At 64.1% G+C, this 17,224-nt stretch carries 14 protein-coding genes; 5 read left to right on the top strand and 9 right to left on the bottom strand.

All coding sequences use genetic code 11. The features are described 5' to 3' along the window. Nucleotides 1–3: 3 nt before the first annotated feature. The 3 genes from M729_RS0112165 to M729_RS0112155 form a co-directional block, all read right to left on the bottom strand. The gene (locus M729_RS0112165; RefSeq protein WP_027161707.1) at nt 4–3,480 is read right to left on the bottom strand and encodes a PAS domain-containing hybrid sensor histidine kinase/response regulator; all 3,477 of its coding nucleotides are present in this window, start codon (nt 3,478–3,480) and stop codon (nt 4–6) included. Nucleotides 3,481–3,600: 120 nt separating this feature from the next. Then, nucleotides 3,601–3,876, bottom strand: coding sequence for a type II toxin-antitoxin system RelE/ParE family toxin (locus M729_RS0112160; RefSeq protein ID WP_013533612.1), 276 nt, complete (start codon nt 3,874–3,876; stop codon nt 3,601–3,603). Continuing rightward, nucleotides 3,866–4,255: a hypothetical protein gene (locus M729_RS0112155; protein ID WP_027161706.1), complete on the bottom strand. Its 390-nt coding sequence runs from the start codon at nt 4,253–4,255 to the stop codon at nt 3,866–3,868. Before M729_RS0112155 ends, M729_RS0112160 begins: the two co-directional genes overlap by 11 nt. A 219-nt stretch (nt 4,256–4,474) precedes the next feature. On the opposite strand from M729_RS0112155, the gene mscL reads away from it, so the two are divergent. Further along, complete coding sequence (gene mscL, locus M729_RS0112150; RefSeq protein WP_013533610.1) at nt 4,475–4,897, top strand: large conductance mechanosensitive channel protein MscL; 423 nt, start codon at nt 4,475–4,477, stop codon at nt 4,895–4,897. A 113-nt stretch (nt 4,898–5,010) separates the two neighbouring features. After that, a complete protein-coding gene (locus tag M729_RS0112145; RefSeq protein ID WP_024503136.1) occupies nt 5,011–6,177 on the top strand; it encodes a pyridoxal phosphate-dependent aminotransferase in 1,167 nt (388 codons plus the stop codon). Nucleotides 6,178–6,249: 72 nt separating this feature from the next. On the opposite strand, the gene hemA is transcribed toward M729_RS0112145, so the two are convergent. Then, the gene (gene hemA / locus M729_RS0112140) at nt 6,250–7,527 is read right to left on the bottom strand and encodes a 5-aminolevulinate synthase (RefSeq protein WP_024503135.1); all 1,278 of its coding nucleotides are present in this window, start codon (nt 7,525–7,527) and stop codon (nt 6,250–6,252) included. Nucleotides 7,528–7,793: 266 nt separating this feature from the next. Between hemA and galE the strand changes: the two genes are divergently transcribed. From galE to M729_RS0112125, 3 genes are all read left to right on the top strand, one after another. Beyond that, nucleotides 7,794–8,789: a UDP-glucose 4-epimerase GalE gene (gene galE / locus M729_RS0112135; protein WP_027161705.1), complete on the top strand. Its 996-nt coding sequence runs from the start codon at nt 7,794–7,796 to the stop codon at nt 8,787–8,789. 106 nt (nt 8,790–8,895) lie between these two features. Further along, the gene (locus M729_RS0112130; protein WP_027161704.1) at nt 8,896–10,146 is read left to right on the top strand and encodes a D-amino acid dehydrogenase; all 1,251 of its coding nucleotides are present in this window, start codon (nt 8,896–8,898) and stop codon (nt 10,144–10,146) included. A gap of 1 nt (nt 10,147) precedes the next feature. Further along, complete coding sequence (locus M729_RS0112125; RefSeq protein ID WP_027161703.1) at nt 10,148–11,974, top strand: alanine racemase; 1,827 nt, start codon at nt 10,148–10,150, stop codon at nt 11,972–11,974. Here M729_RS0112125 and M729_RS0112120 read toward each other — a convergent pair whose 3' ends face one another. From M729_RS0112120 to M729_RS0112100, 5 genes are read right to left on the bottom strand one after another with little or no spacing between them, the layout of a single operon-like run. Then, complete coding sequence (locus M729_RS0112120) at nt 11,975–13,351, bottom strand: FGGY-family carbohydrate kinase (RefSeq protein ID WP_027161702.1); 1,377 nt, start codon at nt 13,349–13,351, stop codon at nt 11,975–11,977. Beyond that, on the bottom strand, nt 13,348–13,665 hold the full coding sequence (gene rhaM / locus M729_RS0112115) for an L-rhamnose mutarotase (protein ID WP_024503130.1): 318 nt from the start codon (nt 13,663–13,665) through the stop codon (nt 13,348–13,350). The genes M729_RS0112120 and rhaM overlap by 4 nt, the downstream gene beginning before the upstream one ends. Continuing rightward, nucleotides 13,665–14,660: an ABC transporter permease gene (locus tag M729_RS0112110; protein ID WP_024503129.1), complete on the bottom strand. Its 996-nt coding sequence runs from the start codon at nt 14,658–14,660 to the stop codon at nt 13,665–13,667. Before M729_RS0112110 ends, rhaM begins: the two co-directional genes overlap by 1 nt. Beyond that, a complete protein-coding gene (locus M729_RS0112105) occupies nt 14,657–15,631 on the bottom strand; it encodes an ABC transporter permease (protein WP_027161701.1) in 975 nt (324 codons plus the stop codon). Before M729_RS0112105 ends, M729_RS0112110 begins: the two co-directional genes overlap by 4 nt. Further along, a complete protein-coding gene (locus M729_RS0112100; RefSeq protein ID WP_024503128.1) occupies nt 15,628–17,169 on the bottom strand; it encodes a sugar ABC transporter ATP-binding protein in 1,542 nt (513 codons plus the stop codon). Before M729_RS0112100 ends, M729_RS0112105 begins: the two co-directional genes overlap by 4 nt. Nucleotides 17,170–17,224 lie beyond the last annotated feature (55 nt).

Genomic DNA, 17,224 nt, shown 5'->3' with positions numbered 1-17,224 from the left:
CCGCTATTCCGCCGCCGGCGCCAGCGGCCTGACCCTGGCCATCATCGAGCGCAGTACCGCTGGTTTGAGCGGTTTGTTGATCACCGCAATCTCGAGCCCGCCGGCGGCCGTGCGCACCTCGTTGGAGCGGTCGGCGGTGACCAGCACGGCCGGCAGGGTGTCGCCATGGATCGCACGCAGCCTGACGACGAGTTCGAGACCGGTTTCGCCGTCGAGATGGTAGTCGGCAAGGACGATGTCCGGGCGGTGTATCTTCGCGGTCTCCAGATCCTTTGAACCGGACGCGGTGTCGACGTTGCAACCCCAGCCTTCGAGCAGGAGCCGCATGCCTTCGAGGATGCGGGCGTCGTTGTCGATGCACAGCACGTGCAGACCGGCCAGCGAGGCCGTCGCGCGGGCGGGAGCCCTGGCTTCGATCTCGCGTCGTGCCTGCACGGCCGCGACGGGCAGGATAACGGAGAATCGCGTGCCCTTGCCCGGACTGGAAAAGATGCGGATCTCCAGGCGCAACACCCGGGCGATGCGGTCGACGATGGAGAGGCCGAGACCGAGGCCCTCGGCCTCGCGCGCGCCCTCGTCGAGCCGGGTGAATTCGCGAAAGACGGTGTTCAGCTTGTCGCCGGCGATGCCGATGCCGGTGTCGATCACCTGGATCTCGGCCAAATCGCCGCGCCGCCTGACGCCAACCAGCACGCGGCCGCGGCGCGTGTATTTGATGGCGTTGGAGACGAGATTCTGGATCAGGCGGCGCAGCAAATTGCGGTCCGTCGTCACCGTCAGCGATGACGGCATGATGGTCAGCTCGAGCTTCTTTTCGGCGGCGAGCGGGCGGAAGTCGTTGCCGATCTGGCGCAGCAATCCGTCGAGGTTGAAGGCGGTGTCATCCGGCTTCATCGCGCCGGCATCGAGGCGGGAGATGTCGAGCACGGCGCCGAGAATCGTCTCGACCGATTCCAGCGAGGATTCGATGTTCACGGCCGCCTTGCCGGCAGGTCCCTTGCCGGCCTTCTCGATCAGCGAGGAGCAATAGAGCCGGGCGGCGTTCAGCGGCTGCAGGATGTCGTGGCCGGCGGCGGCGAGGAAGCGCGTCTTGCCGAGATTGGCCTCCTCGGCCAGCATCTGTGCCTGCGCCAGTTCCTCATTGACCCGGGTCAGCTCGATGGTGCGCGTCTTGACGCGCTGCTCCAGCGATTCATTGGCACGCTTCAGTGCCAGGTCCTGCTCGACGCGCCCGGAAATGTCGGCATAGGTGGCGACGATGCCGCCGTCCGGCATCGGGTTGGAACGCAGTTCCAGGATGCGGCCCGAGGTTTTCAGCTCCATCTGCCACGGACTGACGAAGCTGGTCAGCCGGTTGAGCATGGCCACACGCTGATCGGCAGGGATGTCGCCGCGCTCGGCGAGATGGCGCAGGATGCGGTCGAGCGAGACGCCGACCTGGCCCATCTCGTCGGGCAGGTCGAACAGCGCCCGGTACTGGCGGTTCCAGCAGATCAGGCGGAAATCGCGATCGAAGACGGTGATGCCCTGTTCCATCTGGTCGAGCGCGATCTGCAAGAGGTCGCGGTTGTGCTGCAGCGCCTCGGTGGCGTCGTCAAGCAAGCGGAAGGCATCTCGGGATTCGCGGTCGTGGCGCCGAAACAGCAGCGACAGGATCAGCCGTGCCGAGGAGGAGCCGACGGCGCTGGCCAGCAGCTGCTCGGAAAAGCGGATGACGTCCATGCTCGCCTGTTCGTTGCCGTGCAGCGAGGTTCCGTTGGTCTTTTCGAACGACTGGAAAGAGCGCTCGGTGCGCTCGACGCCGAGATAGCGCCCGATCGTGTCCTTCAGGTCGTTGACGGTGATGGCGGTGCGGAAACGGCGCAGGCTGGGCATCGGGCCGGCATCGCGCGGCACGAAGATCGACGCCTGGATGCGTTCCAGCGGCACCGACGCGCGCGACAGCGAGCCGAGCACAAAGAACACCGCGTTGACCGACAGGCTCCACAGCACGCCGTGGTTCAGCGGTTCGGCGACGGTGCCGAACAGGGCCTGCGGCCGCAGCGCCTCGAAGCCGAACAGCCCGTGCACGATGATGCCGGTATCGGCCGCGGCAAGCGACGGCAGGAGCAGCGTGTAGCCCCAGACGAGGATGCCGGCGACCATGCCGAGTGCCGCACCCCGGCCGTTGGCGCCGCGCCAGATCAGCCCGCCGATCAGGGCGGGGGCGAACTGGGCGATGGCCGCGAACGACATCAGGCCGATCGACGACAGGCGCGCGCTGTTGGTGCTCTCGCGGTAGTAGAGGAAGGCTATGAACAACAGGATGAAGATCGCCCCGCGCCGCACATTGAGGATCAGCGTCGACCAATCCTCGGTCTCGGAGGTCGAGGTCTTGAGCAGGCGGCGCACGAACAGCGGAATGACGAGATCGTTGGAGATCATGATCGACAGCGCCACGCTTTCGACGATCACCATCGCCGTCGCCGCCGACAGGCCGCCGATGAAAGCCGCCATCGCCAGCACATCATGGCCGCTGAACAGGGGCAGCGACAGCACATAGAGATCGCTGCTGGTTCCGGTGCCGACCAGCGACAGGCCGGCGAAGGCGATCGGCAGCACGAACAGGTTGATCGCCACGAGGTAGAGCGGGAACACCCATGTCGCGGTGCGCAGTTCGGCCTCGCCGCGGTTTTCGACGATGGTGACGTAGAACTGCCGCGGCAGCATGATGATGGCAAAGCCGCTGAGGCACGTCAGCACCAGCCAGGTGGCGAGCGAGGTGTTGTAGCTCATCGCCTGCCGGACCTGCGCGTTCTCGGCGAGCTTGTCGAACATGTCGCCTGGGCCGCCGAAGATCAGGAAGGTGACCATCAGGCCGATCGCCAGGAAGGCGGCGAGCTTGACCACGGTTTCGACCGCCACCGCCAGCACCAGCCCGTCCTGGTGTTCGGTGGCGTCGGCGTGACGGGTTCCAAACAGCACCGCGAACAGCGCCAACAGCATGGCGACGACCAGCGAGATGTCGCTGACGAAGGGATCGAACGAAGGCGGCGATCCCGTATAGTGCTCGACCATCAGGCTGACCGAACCGGATATCGCCTTCAACTGCAGCGCGATATAGGGCACCGCGCCGATGGTGGCGATCAGCGTGGCGATCGCCGCGACGGTGAAACTGCGTGCGCCGAGGAAATCAGCGATCGAGGTGATCTTCTCGGTCTTGGCCAGCCGCACGATACGGTTGAGCAGCGGGAAGCCGAAGACGAAGACGAGCACCGGGCCCGTATAGATGCCGAGGAATTCGAGGCCGCGTTCGGAAGAGAGACCGACCGAGCCGAAGAAAGTCCAGGATGTGCAGTAGATCGCGAGGCTGAGCGCATAGATGAAAGGCCGCCCCCGGCTCGGCTCGGAGATGGCCGAGCGGCGGTCGCCGAGGCTGGCGATGGCAAACAGCAGCGTCACATAGGCGACCGCGATGATGACGATGAACAAGCCCTGCACGCTTGGACTTTCCTCCTCTGCCGTCTTTCTATCCGGCTTGCCCGGACGCAACCACAGCTTGGCGTCCGAGTCCATTGCAGAGCTGTGCAGGACGGCTATCAGGGCGGCGCGTCGGTGTCGTTATGGTGAAGATCGCCGCTGAGCGCCGTGGAAAATACGGCCAATGACGACCTCCTCCAAACCCATGCGATAGAGGATGATGTGCTTGCCGTGGACGAACTGATGGGTCCTGCCTTCATAGAGCCGGCCCATACTCGGATAGTCGCCGAGCAACTCAAACACCGCGTCGAGTTCGCGCAGGTACTTTTCGGCCTGAGTGTGGCCGAAGTTTTCGAAGGTGTGTCGGTAAATGTCTTTCAGATCGCGTTCGGCACGATGCGTTATCCTATGGCGCATGCGGGAGTTCGGCACGCGCTTCCCGAATAATGTCGTCGATCGACTTTTCGCTGACCGGGCTCTCAAAACCTTCGTTGATCGCCGCCTGAATCGCTTTCCGCTTCTCGCCGGGCGAAAGCGCGTCAAACCAAGCGCGCTGCTCCTTTGTTGGAGCCGCCCACGGACAAACATCAATGCTGATGGTTTCGAGCATGTTCATGAGAACATTATAGGCGAAAACGCCTATAATTTCCAGAAATTCAATGCTGGCTTTGCCGTGCCGTAAATGCGGGAAACCTTGCAAAGAGCGATTGATCGCTCGCGTCAACAACCAGGGGCCCATGCCGTGCTCGGCGGCAATCTGGTCCAGCGTGGTCGTTTTGCAGTGATTCGGCGGCATCTGTGTCGATTTGCATCGCGGGGATATGAAATTTCACGCCCTTGTACGCAACGCGTCAAATTCGGCAGAGCTGCCGCCCAAAGTGCCGTAAGGTAAGGAGAAAGCGGTTATTTTCTCCCTTTTACCCATGTTGCGTCAGGAGGTTTTTGTTATGTTGCCTCAGGTCGATGCCGCAAGGACGGAAACGGCAGCTCGGCCAGTCACGACAAGGAGGGTCGAATGCTGAAAGAATTCCAGGAATTTATTTCCAAGGGCAATGTGATGGACCTTGCGGTCGGCGTCATCATCGGCGCGGCCTTCGGCAAGATCGTCGATTCCCTTGTTAACGATATCATCATGCCGATCGTCGGCGCGATTTTCGGCGGCTTGGACTTCAACAATTATTTCCTTGGCCTCTCCTCGGCCGTCAACGCAACCTCGCTGGCCGACGCCAAGAAGCAAGGCGCGGTCTTTGCCTACGGCAGCTTCATCACTGTCGCGTTGAACTTCCTCATCCTCGCTTTCATCATTTTCCTGATGGTCAAGGCGGTGAACAACATGCGCAAGCGGCTTGAGCGCGAGAAGCCCGCTGCACCGGCCGCTCCGCCGCCCGCCGACGTCGCGCTGCTCACCGAAATTCGCGATCTGCTCGCCAGGCGCTGACCACGGGCAGCATTTGCTGGACCAAAACCCCGGTCGTTGGCGGCCGGGGTTTTCTGTTTTCGCATCTGGTAAGGACCGCTGACGAAAACCGCAGACCAAAAACGGATCCGCCCATGACCCTGATCGACAGCTTGCGCACCGAGGCCCGTGCGGCACCCGAAAGTGGCATTGTCGCCGTCGTCAATTACGGCCGCCTGCGCGAAGGCATGATTCCGCTCTGGGCCGGCGAAGGCGACCTGCCGACGCCAGCCTTCATCACCGATGCCGCGTCGAAGGCGCTGGCCGGCGGCGAGACATTCTACACCTGGCAAAGGGGCATCCCCGATCTCAGGCAGGCACTCTCCCGTTACTATGCCAGGCATTTCGGCAAGAATTTCCCGGAGGAAGAATTCATCGTCACCGGCTCCGGCATGCATGCCATCCAGCTGGCGCTCGACGCGCTCGCCGGCGCCGGCGACGAGGTGGTCTACCTGTCGCCGGCCTGGCCGAATTTCGATGCCGCAGCAGGGATAGCGGGAGCCGTTCCAGTCGCGGTCACGCTCGATCATTCCGGCAATGGCTGGTCCTGCGACGTCGAGAAGATCGCCGCTTCGATCACGCCGCGCACAAAGGCGCTGTTCATCAACACGCCGTCGAATCCCACCGGCTGGACCGCCGATCACGAGACCTTGCAGGCGATCCTCGCTCTGGCGCGCGCGAAGAACCTCTGGATCATCGCCGACGAGATCTATTCACTGTTCCACTATGGCCACGGCCGCGCGCCGTCCTTCCTCGACATAGCGTCGGCGGAAGACCGTATCCTGTACGTCAACTCCTTTTCCAAGAACTGGGCGATGACCGGCTGGCGCGTCGGCTGGATCAAGACGCATCCGAGCTTGCAGCAGGTGTTCGAGAACCTGATCCAGTATTCGAGCTCCGGCGTCGCCCAGTTCATGCAGCGCGGTGCGGTCGCCGCCCTTGACGAGGGCGACGCCTTCGTCGCCGAACAGGTGGAGCGGGCGCGCAAGGCGCGCGACCTTGTCTGCGGCATCCTCGGCGCCACCGGCCGCGCTGGGTTTACGGTGCCGCAGGGCGCGTTCTATCTGTTTTTCACAGTCGATGGCATCACCGATTCACGCACTGCTGCCTTCGACATCGTTGACAAGGCCAATGTCGGCCTGGCGCCAGGCACCGCTTTCGGCCCCGGCGGCGAGGCGTTTTTGCGGCTGTGCTTCCACCGCCGTCTCGACCAGATCGAGGAAGCGGCGCACCGGCTGGCGAAGTGGATGAAGAACGCCTGAGCCGCTGACGAAGCCCGAATTGAAATCGCTCCGGCGAGCCAGATGGCGGCCGGAGTAGAGTTCCAAACGGCATCAGCCGCCTGACTTGGGCACCAGCAGGGGAATGATGCGGTCGCTCTTGGCCACCGAAGGCCGACCTGCCGAACCATAGGGGATGCCGAGCGCATCCCAGGTCTCGACCAGCGCATCCTGCAATTCGGCGATCAGCGCATCGGAATGGAACGGCGTTGGCGTGATGCGCAGCCGCTCGGTGCCGCGCGGCACGGTCGGGTAGTTGATCGGCTGGATGTAGATGCCGTGCACGCCGAGCAGGCGGTCGCTGGCCATCTTGCAGGCCTCGGGATCGCCGACCAGCAGCGGCACGATGTGCGTCGGCGAATCCATCACCGGCAGGCCGGCGGCCGACAGGATGTGTTTGGTTCTCGCGGCCTGCTGCTGCTGGGCGTCACGCTCGGCCTGCGAGCGCTTGAGATGGCGGATCGACGCGGTCGCGGCGGCAGCGATCGCCGGCGGCAGTGCCGTGGTGAAGATGAAGCCCGGCGCATAGGAGCGCACGGCGTCGATCACAGCGCTGGTGCCGGTGATGTAGCCGCCCAGCGTGCCGAATGCCTTGGCCAGCGTGCCTTCGATGATGTCGATGCGGTCGGCCAGGCCTTCGCGCTCGGTGATGCCGCCGCCGCGCGGCCCGTACATACCGACGGCATGGACCTCGTCGATATAGGTCATGGCGTTGTAGCGCTCGGCGAGTTCGACGATCTCTTTGATCGGCGCGATGTCCCCATCCATCGAATAGACGCTTTCGAAGACGATCAGCTTGGCGCGTTCGCGCCCCGCCGCCTGCAAAAGGCTTTCCAGATGCGCCACGTCATTGTGGCGGAAGATCTTCTTTTCGGCGCCGGAACGCCGCACGCCTTCGATCATCGAGGCGTGGTTCAATTCGTCCGAGATGATCAGGCAGTTGGGCAAAAGCTTCGCGATGGTCGAGATCGAGGCTTCGTTGGAGACGAAACCGGAGGTGAAGACCAGTGCCGCTTCCTTGTCGTGCAGGTCGGCAAGCTCCACCTCGAGCTCTACCAGCGGGTTCGAGGTGCCGGAAATGTTGCGGGTGCCGCCGGCGCCCGAACCCATCTTGCCAGCGGTATTCTGGAACGCGGCGATGACGTCGGGATGCTGGCCCATGCCGAGATAGTCGTTGGAGCACCAGACGGTGATTTCCTCGGCGCGGCCATTGGAACGCCAGATGGCGCGCGGGAACTTGCCCGCGATCCGCTCGAGGTCGGCGAAAACGCGGTAGCGACGCTCGGCATGGAGCTGGTCGATCGCTTCCTCGAAGAACCGCTGATAGTTCATGTCGACTTCCCAATTTTTGCGCGGGATCATAATCATTGGCCTGTTGGTCGTCCACCTGGCCTTTTTGGTCAAAATGCCACGCCCCGGACCTGTTCCTAACGACCGCGGATCGTGGCCTATTCCCTTGATGTGGATGAACTTTGTTTCAGGACAATGCCACTGGCCGGCAATGCCGGTTACCAGGGGTCCAATGGCCATGCGGCGGGCTTTCCAGTAGAGCGGGGTTGAGACAGTTTCCGATAAATCTTGGATAAGCGAGGACGCGGATGACAGTTTTGGTGACAGGCGGCGCCGGTTACATCGGCAGCCATATGGTCTGGGAGCTGCTGGATGCCGGCGAAAGCGTGGTCGTTCTCGACCGTCTTTCCACCGGTTTCGAATGGGCGGTGGCGCCGGAGGCCAAGCTGGTCGTCGGCGATGTCGCCGACAAGGAATTGGTCGGCGCGGTCATCAGGGAGAACAAGGTCGACGCGATCATTCATTTCGCCGGCTCGATCGTGGTTCCGGAATCGGTCGCCGACCCGCTCGGCTATTATGAGAACAACACCTCGAAGACGCGCACGCTGATCGAAACCGCGGTGCGCGAAGGCGTGCCCAATTTCATCTTTTCCTCGACCGCCGCCGTCTATGGCGGCGCCGGGCTGGAGCCGGTGCGCGAGGACGCCCGCCTGGCGCCGGAATCGCCCTATGGCCTGTCCAAGCTGATGAGTGAGTGGATGCTGCGCGACGCATCGATCGCGCATGGCCTGCGCTATACCGCGTTGCGCTACTTCAACGTCGCCGGCGCCGACCCGAAGGGCCGCACCGGCCAGTCGACACCGGGCGCAACCCATCTGATCAAGGTCGCATGCGAGACGGCACTCGGCAAGCGGTCGTTCATGCAGGTGTTCGGCACCGATTATCCGACGCCGGACGGCACCTGCATGCGCGACTACATCCATGTCAGCGACCTGGCGGCGGCGCATCGCCTGGCCCTGCAGCGGCTGCGTGCCGGGGGACAAAGCCTTGTCGCCAATTGCGGCTACAGCCATGGCTATTCGGTGCTGGAGGTCATCGACAGCGTGCGCCGTGCCTTTGGCCGTGATTTCGAGGTGAAGATGGGCGACCGTCGCCCTGGCGATGCCGCGGCGGTGGTTGCCAATTCGGATCTCGCCCGCGCCGAGCTCGGCTGGACCCCGCAACGCGACGATCTCGACCAGATCGTTGCCGACGCGCTCGCCTGGGAGCGCATCCTGACCGGCAAGAACTCCGCGCGCGGCTGAGCCGGGTTCTCCCAAGGGCTCGCAAGGCGGGCAGCGAAGCGCTATTGAAGGCGTTCGCGGCAAGGCGCGGAGGCGCGGCGCCGCGAGGAGATTTTGGGGGAATGGCATGAAAATAACGGTGCTCGGGGCCGGTGTCGTCGGTACGGCGGCCGCCTATTATCTGGCCAGCGACGGCCATGAGGTGACGGTTATCGAGCGCCATCCGGCGGCGGCACAAGGCACCAGCCAGTCCAATGCCGGCCTGGTGTCACCGGGTGACGCCACCGCCTGGGCCTCGCCGGCGGCTTTGAAGACCTTCCTGCGCGGGCTCTACAACCATGATCTCGGCATCAAGGTCAGGCTGCGCCTTGATCCCTATTTCCTCGCCTGGAGCCTGCGTTTCCTGCGCCAGTGCACGGTGGCGCGCCTGCGCGCCAACACCGACATCAAGCTCAGGCTCGCGCTCTATTCGCGCGACTGCATCAATGCGCTTTCGGAAGCGACCGGCATCCATTACGACGAGCGCAAGAAGGGCATTCTCTATTTCTTCCGCTCGCAAAAGAGCCTCGACACCGGCACCGACAATTACCGTTATCTTGCCAAGCACGGCCTGCCGATCGAAATCGTCGGCCGCGACCGGCTGGTCGAGCTGGAACCGGGCCTTGCCGGCGTCAAGGACAAGATTGCCGGCGGCGTCTATTCGCCAACCGACCAGACCGGAGATTCCAAGCAGTTTGTCGACAGGCTGGCCGCCTATGCGGCCGAGAAGCTCGGCGTCAAATTCCTGTTCGGCACGACAGTCGAAGGCCTCGACATCGAGGGCGACCGGGTGCGCGCGGTGATGACTTCGGCCGGCCCGGTCGCCGGCGATGCGGTTGTCATCTCGATGGGGCCGGAAAGCGGCCTGCTCGGGCGCCGTTACGGCATCGACCTGCCTGTCTATCCGGTAAAAGGCTATACCGCGACGATTCCCCTGGAGGACGAAAGCAAGGGACCGACCATGGGCGGCGCCGACGAGGACCGGCTGATCGGCTATTCCAGGCTGGGCAACCGCTTGCGGATGTCCTCGACGGCCGAATTCACCGGCTTCGACCGCACTTTCAAGCCCGCCGATTTCAAGACGATCATCAGCACCGGCAAGGATCTTTTCCCGGGTGCCTTCGACGAGAAGAAGGCTGTGTTCTGGGCGGGTCTGCGCCCGATGATGCCGAACTCGGTGCCGGTCATCGGCCAGGCGCGCTACAAGAATCTCTATCTCGACACCGGCCACGGCCATGTCGGCTGGACCATGGCCTGCGGTTCGGGAAAATTCCTCGCCGACCTCGTTTCGGGCCGCAAGCCGGAGATCGACCCGCAGGGGCTGGTCTACGGGGGCTAGGATGTCGGGACCGCAAGTCGCCATCGACCTTGGCCGCATCGAGCGCAACGCGCGCACCATCGTCGAGCGCTGCGCGCTGTCGGGCATAAAAGTGTTCGGCGTCACCAAGGGCACTTGCGGCATGCCGCAAGTGGCACGCGCCATGCTGCGCGGCGGCGTCGCCGGCATCGCCGAATCGCGTTTCGAGAACATCCGCCGGCTGCGCGACAGCGGCATCAACGCACCGATCATGCTGCTGCGCAGCCCGCCGATGGCGCGGGTCGAGGAGGTGGTGCGCACCGTCGACATCAGCCTGCAATCGGAACTCGCCACCATCCGCGAAATTTCGCGCATCGCCGAGCGCATGGGCCGCGTCCACGACATCATGCTGATGATCGATCTCGGCGATCTCCGCGAAGGCATCTGGCCGAACGACCTGATCCCCACGGTTGAGCAGATCCTGCAGTTCAAGGGCGTGCGCATCGCCGGCATCGGCACCAATCTCGGCTGCTTCGGCGCCATCATGCCGACGCCGGAAAACCTTGGGCAGCTCGTCGCCCATGCCTACAAGACCGAGCGCCTGTCCGGCAAAAGCCTCGACGTGATTTCCGGCGGCGCATCGTCGTCGCTGCCGCTGCTGCTCGAAGGCAGACTGCCGGCCGGCATCAACAATCTGCGCGTCGGCGAGGCGATCCTGCAAGGCGGCGTCGAGACCTTCCGCGATGTGCCATGGGCCGAGCTCGAGCCCGATGCCTGCCGGCTGACCAGCGACATCATCGAGGTCAAGCTCAAGCCGTCACGGCCGATCGGCCAATCGGGCTACGACGCCTTCGGCAACCAGCCGGTCTTCCCCGACGAGGGCGACAGGCTGCGCGCCATCGCCAATATCGGCCGCGAGGACGTGCTGGTCGAGGGGCTGACGCCGATCGCCAGGGGGATCCGGGTGCTGGGCGCCTCCAGCGACCATCTGCTTTTGGATGTCGCCGATGCCGACCCGCCGCTGGCCGTCGGCGACCGCGTCGCCTTCCGCATGAGCTATGGCGCCATGCTTTTGGCGATGACCTCGGAATATGTCGAGAAGGCCCCGATGCACGATGTCGAGGATTTTTCCGGCCGCAAGATGGTGCAGATCACGGCCGGGCCGGGGGCTGCCGGCATCCTGGCCCGGGAAGGCACCGGCGCGCGGCTGGAGGCGATGAATTTCGACGTCGTCGAATTGGCCGATATCGAGCGGCCGCCATCGGGACTGGTCCGGCTGACCGCCGGCGCCGATCGTCGCGTCGCGCACAAGGCGCTGACCGCGACGGCGCGAGCCACGCATTCCTTCGGCCTGATCTGGATCGATTCCATCGCCGCCCTGATGCCCGAGGACGAGGACGGCATCGACCTGCCGGAAGGTTCGGTCCTGGCGCGCTCGCTTGGCCTCGACCACAAGGCGGGCGCGCTGCAGCCGCAGCTGTCGCCGGAGAATGTCGTCATCGTCGGCCTGCGCCACGCCGATCCGGCCGAGGCGCGGGTGCTGAAGGATTCGCGCGTCTCCGCCTTCACCATGACCGATATCGACGCCATGGGCATGCGCGACCTGATGCATGAAGCGATCCGTATCGCCACATCAGGCGCGCAAGGCTTTCATGTCAGCTATTCGCCGACCGCGACCGAATTCGCCGGCTGGGCTGCGGGCTCCGGTGGGCTGACCGTGCGCGAAACACATCAGGCGATGGAGGCGATCGCGCTCTCCGGCGGCTTGCTGTCGATGGATGTTTCGGGCCTGACGGCGGATCTGGAGCCGCGGATCGGCACCGACGCGGTCAACTTCGTCATGTCTGCCTTCGGCAAACGGATTCTCTGATCAGCCCTGCACTTCCACTGCCGCCCGCCATGCGCTGACATAGTCGACCCAGGCTGGGTCTATAGGCCGTTCTATTCTTTCGCCCTTGCCTTGCGTCGCCGGCCGATCGCATGCCAGCAGCGCCGCGCCGATGCTGGTGCCGGTGGCGGCCTCGGACGCAACCACGGCGCGCGCCGTGGCTGCCGCCAGCATGCCGACAAAGAGCCGGTTGCGGGCAAAGGGGCCTTCGACAGTGGTCGGGCCGTCGGCGCCGATCAGGTCGAGGCAGGTCGCCGTCATCAGCGCCAGATAGAATGAGATGGCGGCAAAGCGCTGGCCATTGTTGATGCCGTCGGCGTTGAGCCATGCCGCGGCATGGTGCGGGAACGGCCCCGAACCTTGCTGGGTCGACGGCAGCAGCAGCGTCTTTCGCGCCACCACGGCGCCGACATCGGCTTCGGTCCACTGCTCCGGCTGGTCCTTTGTCAGCACGGAAAACTCGCGGCCACCCATGAAGCGCGCAGAGGGAACGGGATCGCCGAGCGCGTTGACATTGACCAGCGTGTCGCGCGCCGCATCCAGCACAATCTGCTTGCCGCCGACCGCCATCGACACCACCCAGGTGCCGGTCGAGACGACGGAGAAAGGCGGCTTGTCGGAGAGAAGATGCGGCAGCAGCGAGGCGTTGGAATCATGCAGGCCGCAGAACACCGGCGTGTGCGGATCCAGTCCGGTTCGCACAGCAACGGTGGGCAGGATCGGGCCGAGGCGATCGCTGGCCGGCCGCACCGGCGCCATCAGGCTCCGCCACTCCAGCCTGTCGACCAGGGATGAAAAATCCGCCGTCCACGGGTTCCACAGGTCGGTGTGGCAGCCGAGCGAGGTGACCTCGTTGGCGGCGATGCCGGTCAGGCGCAAGGCCCAGTATTGCGGGTACATCAGCAGCGCCGCGGCCCTGGCGAATTCCGCCGGGAAGCTCTTCTGCTGCCAGAAGAATTGAGCACCGAGATTGAGGCCGAGCGGCAGGCGCGGCGTGCCGGTCTCGGCAAAAGGCGGGCGGATCGCGTCGTAATCCTCGGCCATCCCGTCGGGGCCGTCGAACTCATAGTCGAGCACCGGCAGCACCAGTTCACCCGCCGCGTCGACCAGCACGCCCGTCGCGCCGTGGGTGGTGATCGAAATGGCGTCGATACGCTGTTCGCGGTTGAGGCCGGCAAGGCTTTCGAGGATGAACGCCCACAAGGCCTCGACATCGTGGTGCGGGTAGGGAGCCTGCCGCACCGGCGCATTGGACGTGCGGCGCAGCGCCACCTCGCTCAACGTCGCGAGGTCGACCAGCGCCACCTTGGCGTTGGTCTTGCCGATGTCGATGACGGCGATGTGGCGCATCGCACTCATGCCATGTGGAACATTGTTTCCAGCTTCACGGCCACCGGCTCGTTGTCCGGCCTGGTCTCCATGATGTCGGCCATGTGGGCCCACCAGCGCTGCATCACCGAATGTCCGGGCAATTCGTCCATGCGGTGGTCGTCTTGCCGCCACAGCACACCGAACAGGATATTGGTCTCCTCGTCGAGATGGATGGAATAATCGGAGACGCCGGCCTGCTTCAGCAGCGCGACCAGCGACGGCCAGATCTCGTCATGGCGCTTCTTGTACTCTGCCTTCATGCCGGGCTTCAGCTTCATCTTGAACGCGTATTTCTCGGCCATCAACGCCCTCCGCGCAGCCGCCGCCAGACGATCGGCAAGGCAATGACGATGATCAGCAGCAGGCCGATGAAGATCGACATGACGATGCCGGGCACGTTGAGCAGGCCAAGTCCGAAGGTCACCAGCCCCATGATGAAGGCGGCGAGCACGACCCCAAGAATGCTGCCGGCGCCACCGAGGATACTGACGCCGCCGAGCACCACCATGGTGATGACTTCCAGCTCGTAGCCCTGTGCGATCGAGGGCCGCGTCGAACCGAGGCGCGAGGTGATCAGCACCGAGGCGATGCCCGACATCAGCCCGGTCAGGCAAAACAGGATGAACTTGGTGCGGCCGACGCGCACGCCGGAAAATTGCGCAGCGACCGGATTGTTGCCGATGGCGAAGACGCGTCGGCCGAAACTCGTGCGGTGCAAGAGGAACCAGTAGACGACAGCCGCGATCAGGAACAGCACCAGCTCGAACGACACCACCCACCAGACATAGCCCTGGCCGAAGAAGGCGAAGCTTGAGGGATAGCCTTTGTAGGCCTGGTCGCCGAGGATGATGAAGGCGATGCCGCGAAACAGGCTCATCGTGCCGATGGTGACGACGATCGAGGGCAGGCCGAGCCTTGTCACCAGCAGACCGTTGAAGGCGCCGCAGCCGAGCCCGACAACGATGCCGATTGCCACCAGCACCGGCGTGCCGGCGCCGGCCTGCACCGCCATGCCCATCATGGTCGACGCCAGCGCAATGATGGCGGCCACCGACAGATCGATCTCGCCCGAGATGATCAGCAGCGCCATGGCAAAGGCGATCAGGCCCTTCTCGGTGAAATTGAAGGTCAGATCGGACAGCGAGTACGGGTCGAGGAAATAGGGCGAGGCGAAGCTGTTGATGGCGAAGATGGCGACGGCCACCACGACCAGCAGCGCCTCCCAGGAAAAGATCGCCGAACGCAGCGGCTTGTCGAGCCGGTCGGGAATGTGGCGCGGGGCAGGGATGTCGGTCACGCCTCCGCCTTTCTCAGGATGATGCGGCCCTGTTGGCGCTCGCCGCGCGCATTGAGCACGACGGCCAGAATGATTGCGCTGCCCGAAATCGCCATCTGCCAGAAAGGCGAGATGTTGATGACCGGCAGAGCGTTGGAGATGATGCCGAGGAACAGTGCGCCTAATACCGCGCCGCCGACCGAGCCGATGCCGCCGGCGATCGAAATGCCGCCGATGACGCAGGCGGCGATGATGTTGAGCTCATAGCCATTGGCGACCTCGACCGAGGCGATCACGTAGCGCGAGATCCAGAGATAGCCCGACAGGCCGCCAATCATGCCGGAGATGCAGAAGACGATGAATTTCGTCCGGCCGACATCGATGCCGGCATAGACCGACGCCGTCGGGTTGACGCCGATCGCGTAGATCGAGCGGCCGAGCGCGGTGCGTGTCATCACAACGAAGAACAGCGCAATGACCAGGATGGCGATCCACGACAGCACCGGAATGCCGAGGAGGGCCGCGCGCTGGAAGCCGATGAAGTCCGGGCTCATCTTGTCGGCATTGACCCAGGCGCCACCGGACAGGACGAAGGTCGCGCCGCGATAGATGGTCAGCGTGCCCAATGTCACCACGATCGAGGGAATGTTCAGCCGCCAGACCAAAAGGCCGTTGATGGCGCCGAGCACAAGGCCGACCAGCAGTGCGACGACGATCAGCAGCGGGATCGGGATCGCCGGATGTGCTGCGTTCAGCATCGCCACCACCATGCCGGTGAAGCAGAGGTTGGACGCCATCGACAGATCGATCGACCGGGTCAGGATGACCACCATCTGGCCGAGCGCCAGGATCATCAGGATCGAGGTGTCGTTGAACACCTGACGCAGATTGGCCGGATCGGCGAAGGCCGGAAAACGCGTCGAGATCAGCCCGATCAAGACGATGATGGCAGCAGCCAGCCAGATTTCGCGGTATTTGAGGAAAGCCTTCATGCCGCGATCCCTGCTGCCGTCCGAACCAGCGTCTCGGCGTCCAGCTCCTTGTTGTCGTAGACCGCCGCGACAAGCCCCTCGCGCATGACCACGACACGGTCGGACATGCCGAGGATTTCGGGCAGCTCGGACGACACCATGATCACCGACAGGCCTTGCGCCACCAACTCGGCCATGAAGCCGTGCACGGCGGCCTTCGAGCCGATGTCGATGCCCTTGGTCGGCTCGTCCAGGATGATCACCTTGGGCGACGTCGCCAGCCATTTGGCGATGACGATCTTCTGCTGGTTGCCGCCCGACAGTGTGCCGACATCCTGGCTGAGCGAAGAGGCCCTGAGGTCGAGTCGCTCGGTGTAGGAGCGGGCCAGATCGAACTCCTCCGACAGCCGCAGCAGGCCGGACTTCGACGTGCGCTTGAGCGAAGGCAGCGAGACGTTCTGGAAGATCGGCAGGCCGATCACCACGCCTTGCTTGCCGCGTTCTTCCGGTACGTAGACGATGCCGGCATCGATCGAATCCGCAGCCGATTTCGGCGCGATCGTCTTGCCTTCCAGCGTGATCGTGCCGGCTGAGGTGCGGGTGATGCCCGATATCGCCTGCATCACCTCGCTGCGGCCGGCGCCGACAAGGCCGTAAAAGCCGAGGATCTCGCCCTTGTGCAGTTCGAAGCCGATATCGTTGAATTCGGTCGGATGCGACAGGCCGGAAACGGAGAGCACCGGTGCGCCGATCTCGGCCTTGCGCTGCGGGAAGATGTGATCGACCGCGCGGCCGACCATCAGGCGCACGATCTGGCTCTGGCCGGCATCCTTGATCAGGCCTTCGCCGACCATCTCGCCATCGCGGAATACCGTGTAGCGGTCGGCGATGCGGTAGATCTCGTCGAACTTGTGGCTGATGAACAGGATCGCCTTGCCGTCGCTCTTGAGGAACTCGATCAGCAAAAAGAGCTCCTCGATCTCCTTCATGGAAAGCGCGGCGGTCGGCTCATCCATGATGACGATCTGCGCGTCGATCGACATGGCACGCGCAACCGCGACCAGATGCTTGTTGGCGATGCCGAGGTCCTTCAGCCGCGCGTCGGCGTCGATATGGCCGGCATGCATGGTGTCCAGCACTTCGCGCGCGTTCTTGCGCATCGTGCGCCAGTCGATGGTGCCGAAACGCGTGCGTGGCGCGTGGCCGAGAAAGATGTTTTCGGCGACGCTCAGATCGTCGAACAGCACGGTTTCCTGGTGGATGGCGGTGACGCCATGGCCGAAGGCGGCATGCGCGCTGGGCAGGGTGACGGCGTGGCCGTCTATGCTGATCGTGCCCCCGTCGGGCTGGTAGATGCCGGTCATGATCTTGACCAGCGTCGACTTGCCGGCGCCGTTCTCGCCGATCAGCGCCGTCACCTGGCCCGGATAGAGCGACAGGCTGACATTGTGCAACGCGCGCACGCCGGGAAAGCTCTTGGAGATGCCGGACAGCGTCAGGCGTGGAGCCGGGGCCGGAGGCCGCTCCTTCACCGCGCCGTGTTGGGCTGTCGTGTCCATAGTCGTATCAAGCCCTGAAACAAGGTTCGTTTAAAGCCGCGGCGGGACGTGAGCC

The sequence above is a fragment of the Mesorhizobium sp. WSM1293 genome, from assembly GCF_000513875.1.
Lineage (GTDB): Bacteria > Pseudomonadota > Alphaproteobacteria > Rhizobiales > Rhizobiaceae > Mesorhizobium > Mesorhizobium ciceri.
This window is presented reverse-complemented; position numbering and strand designations above follow the sequence as displayed.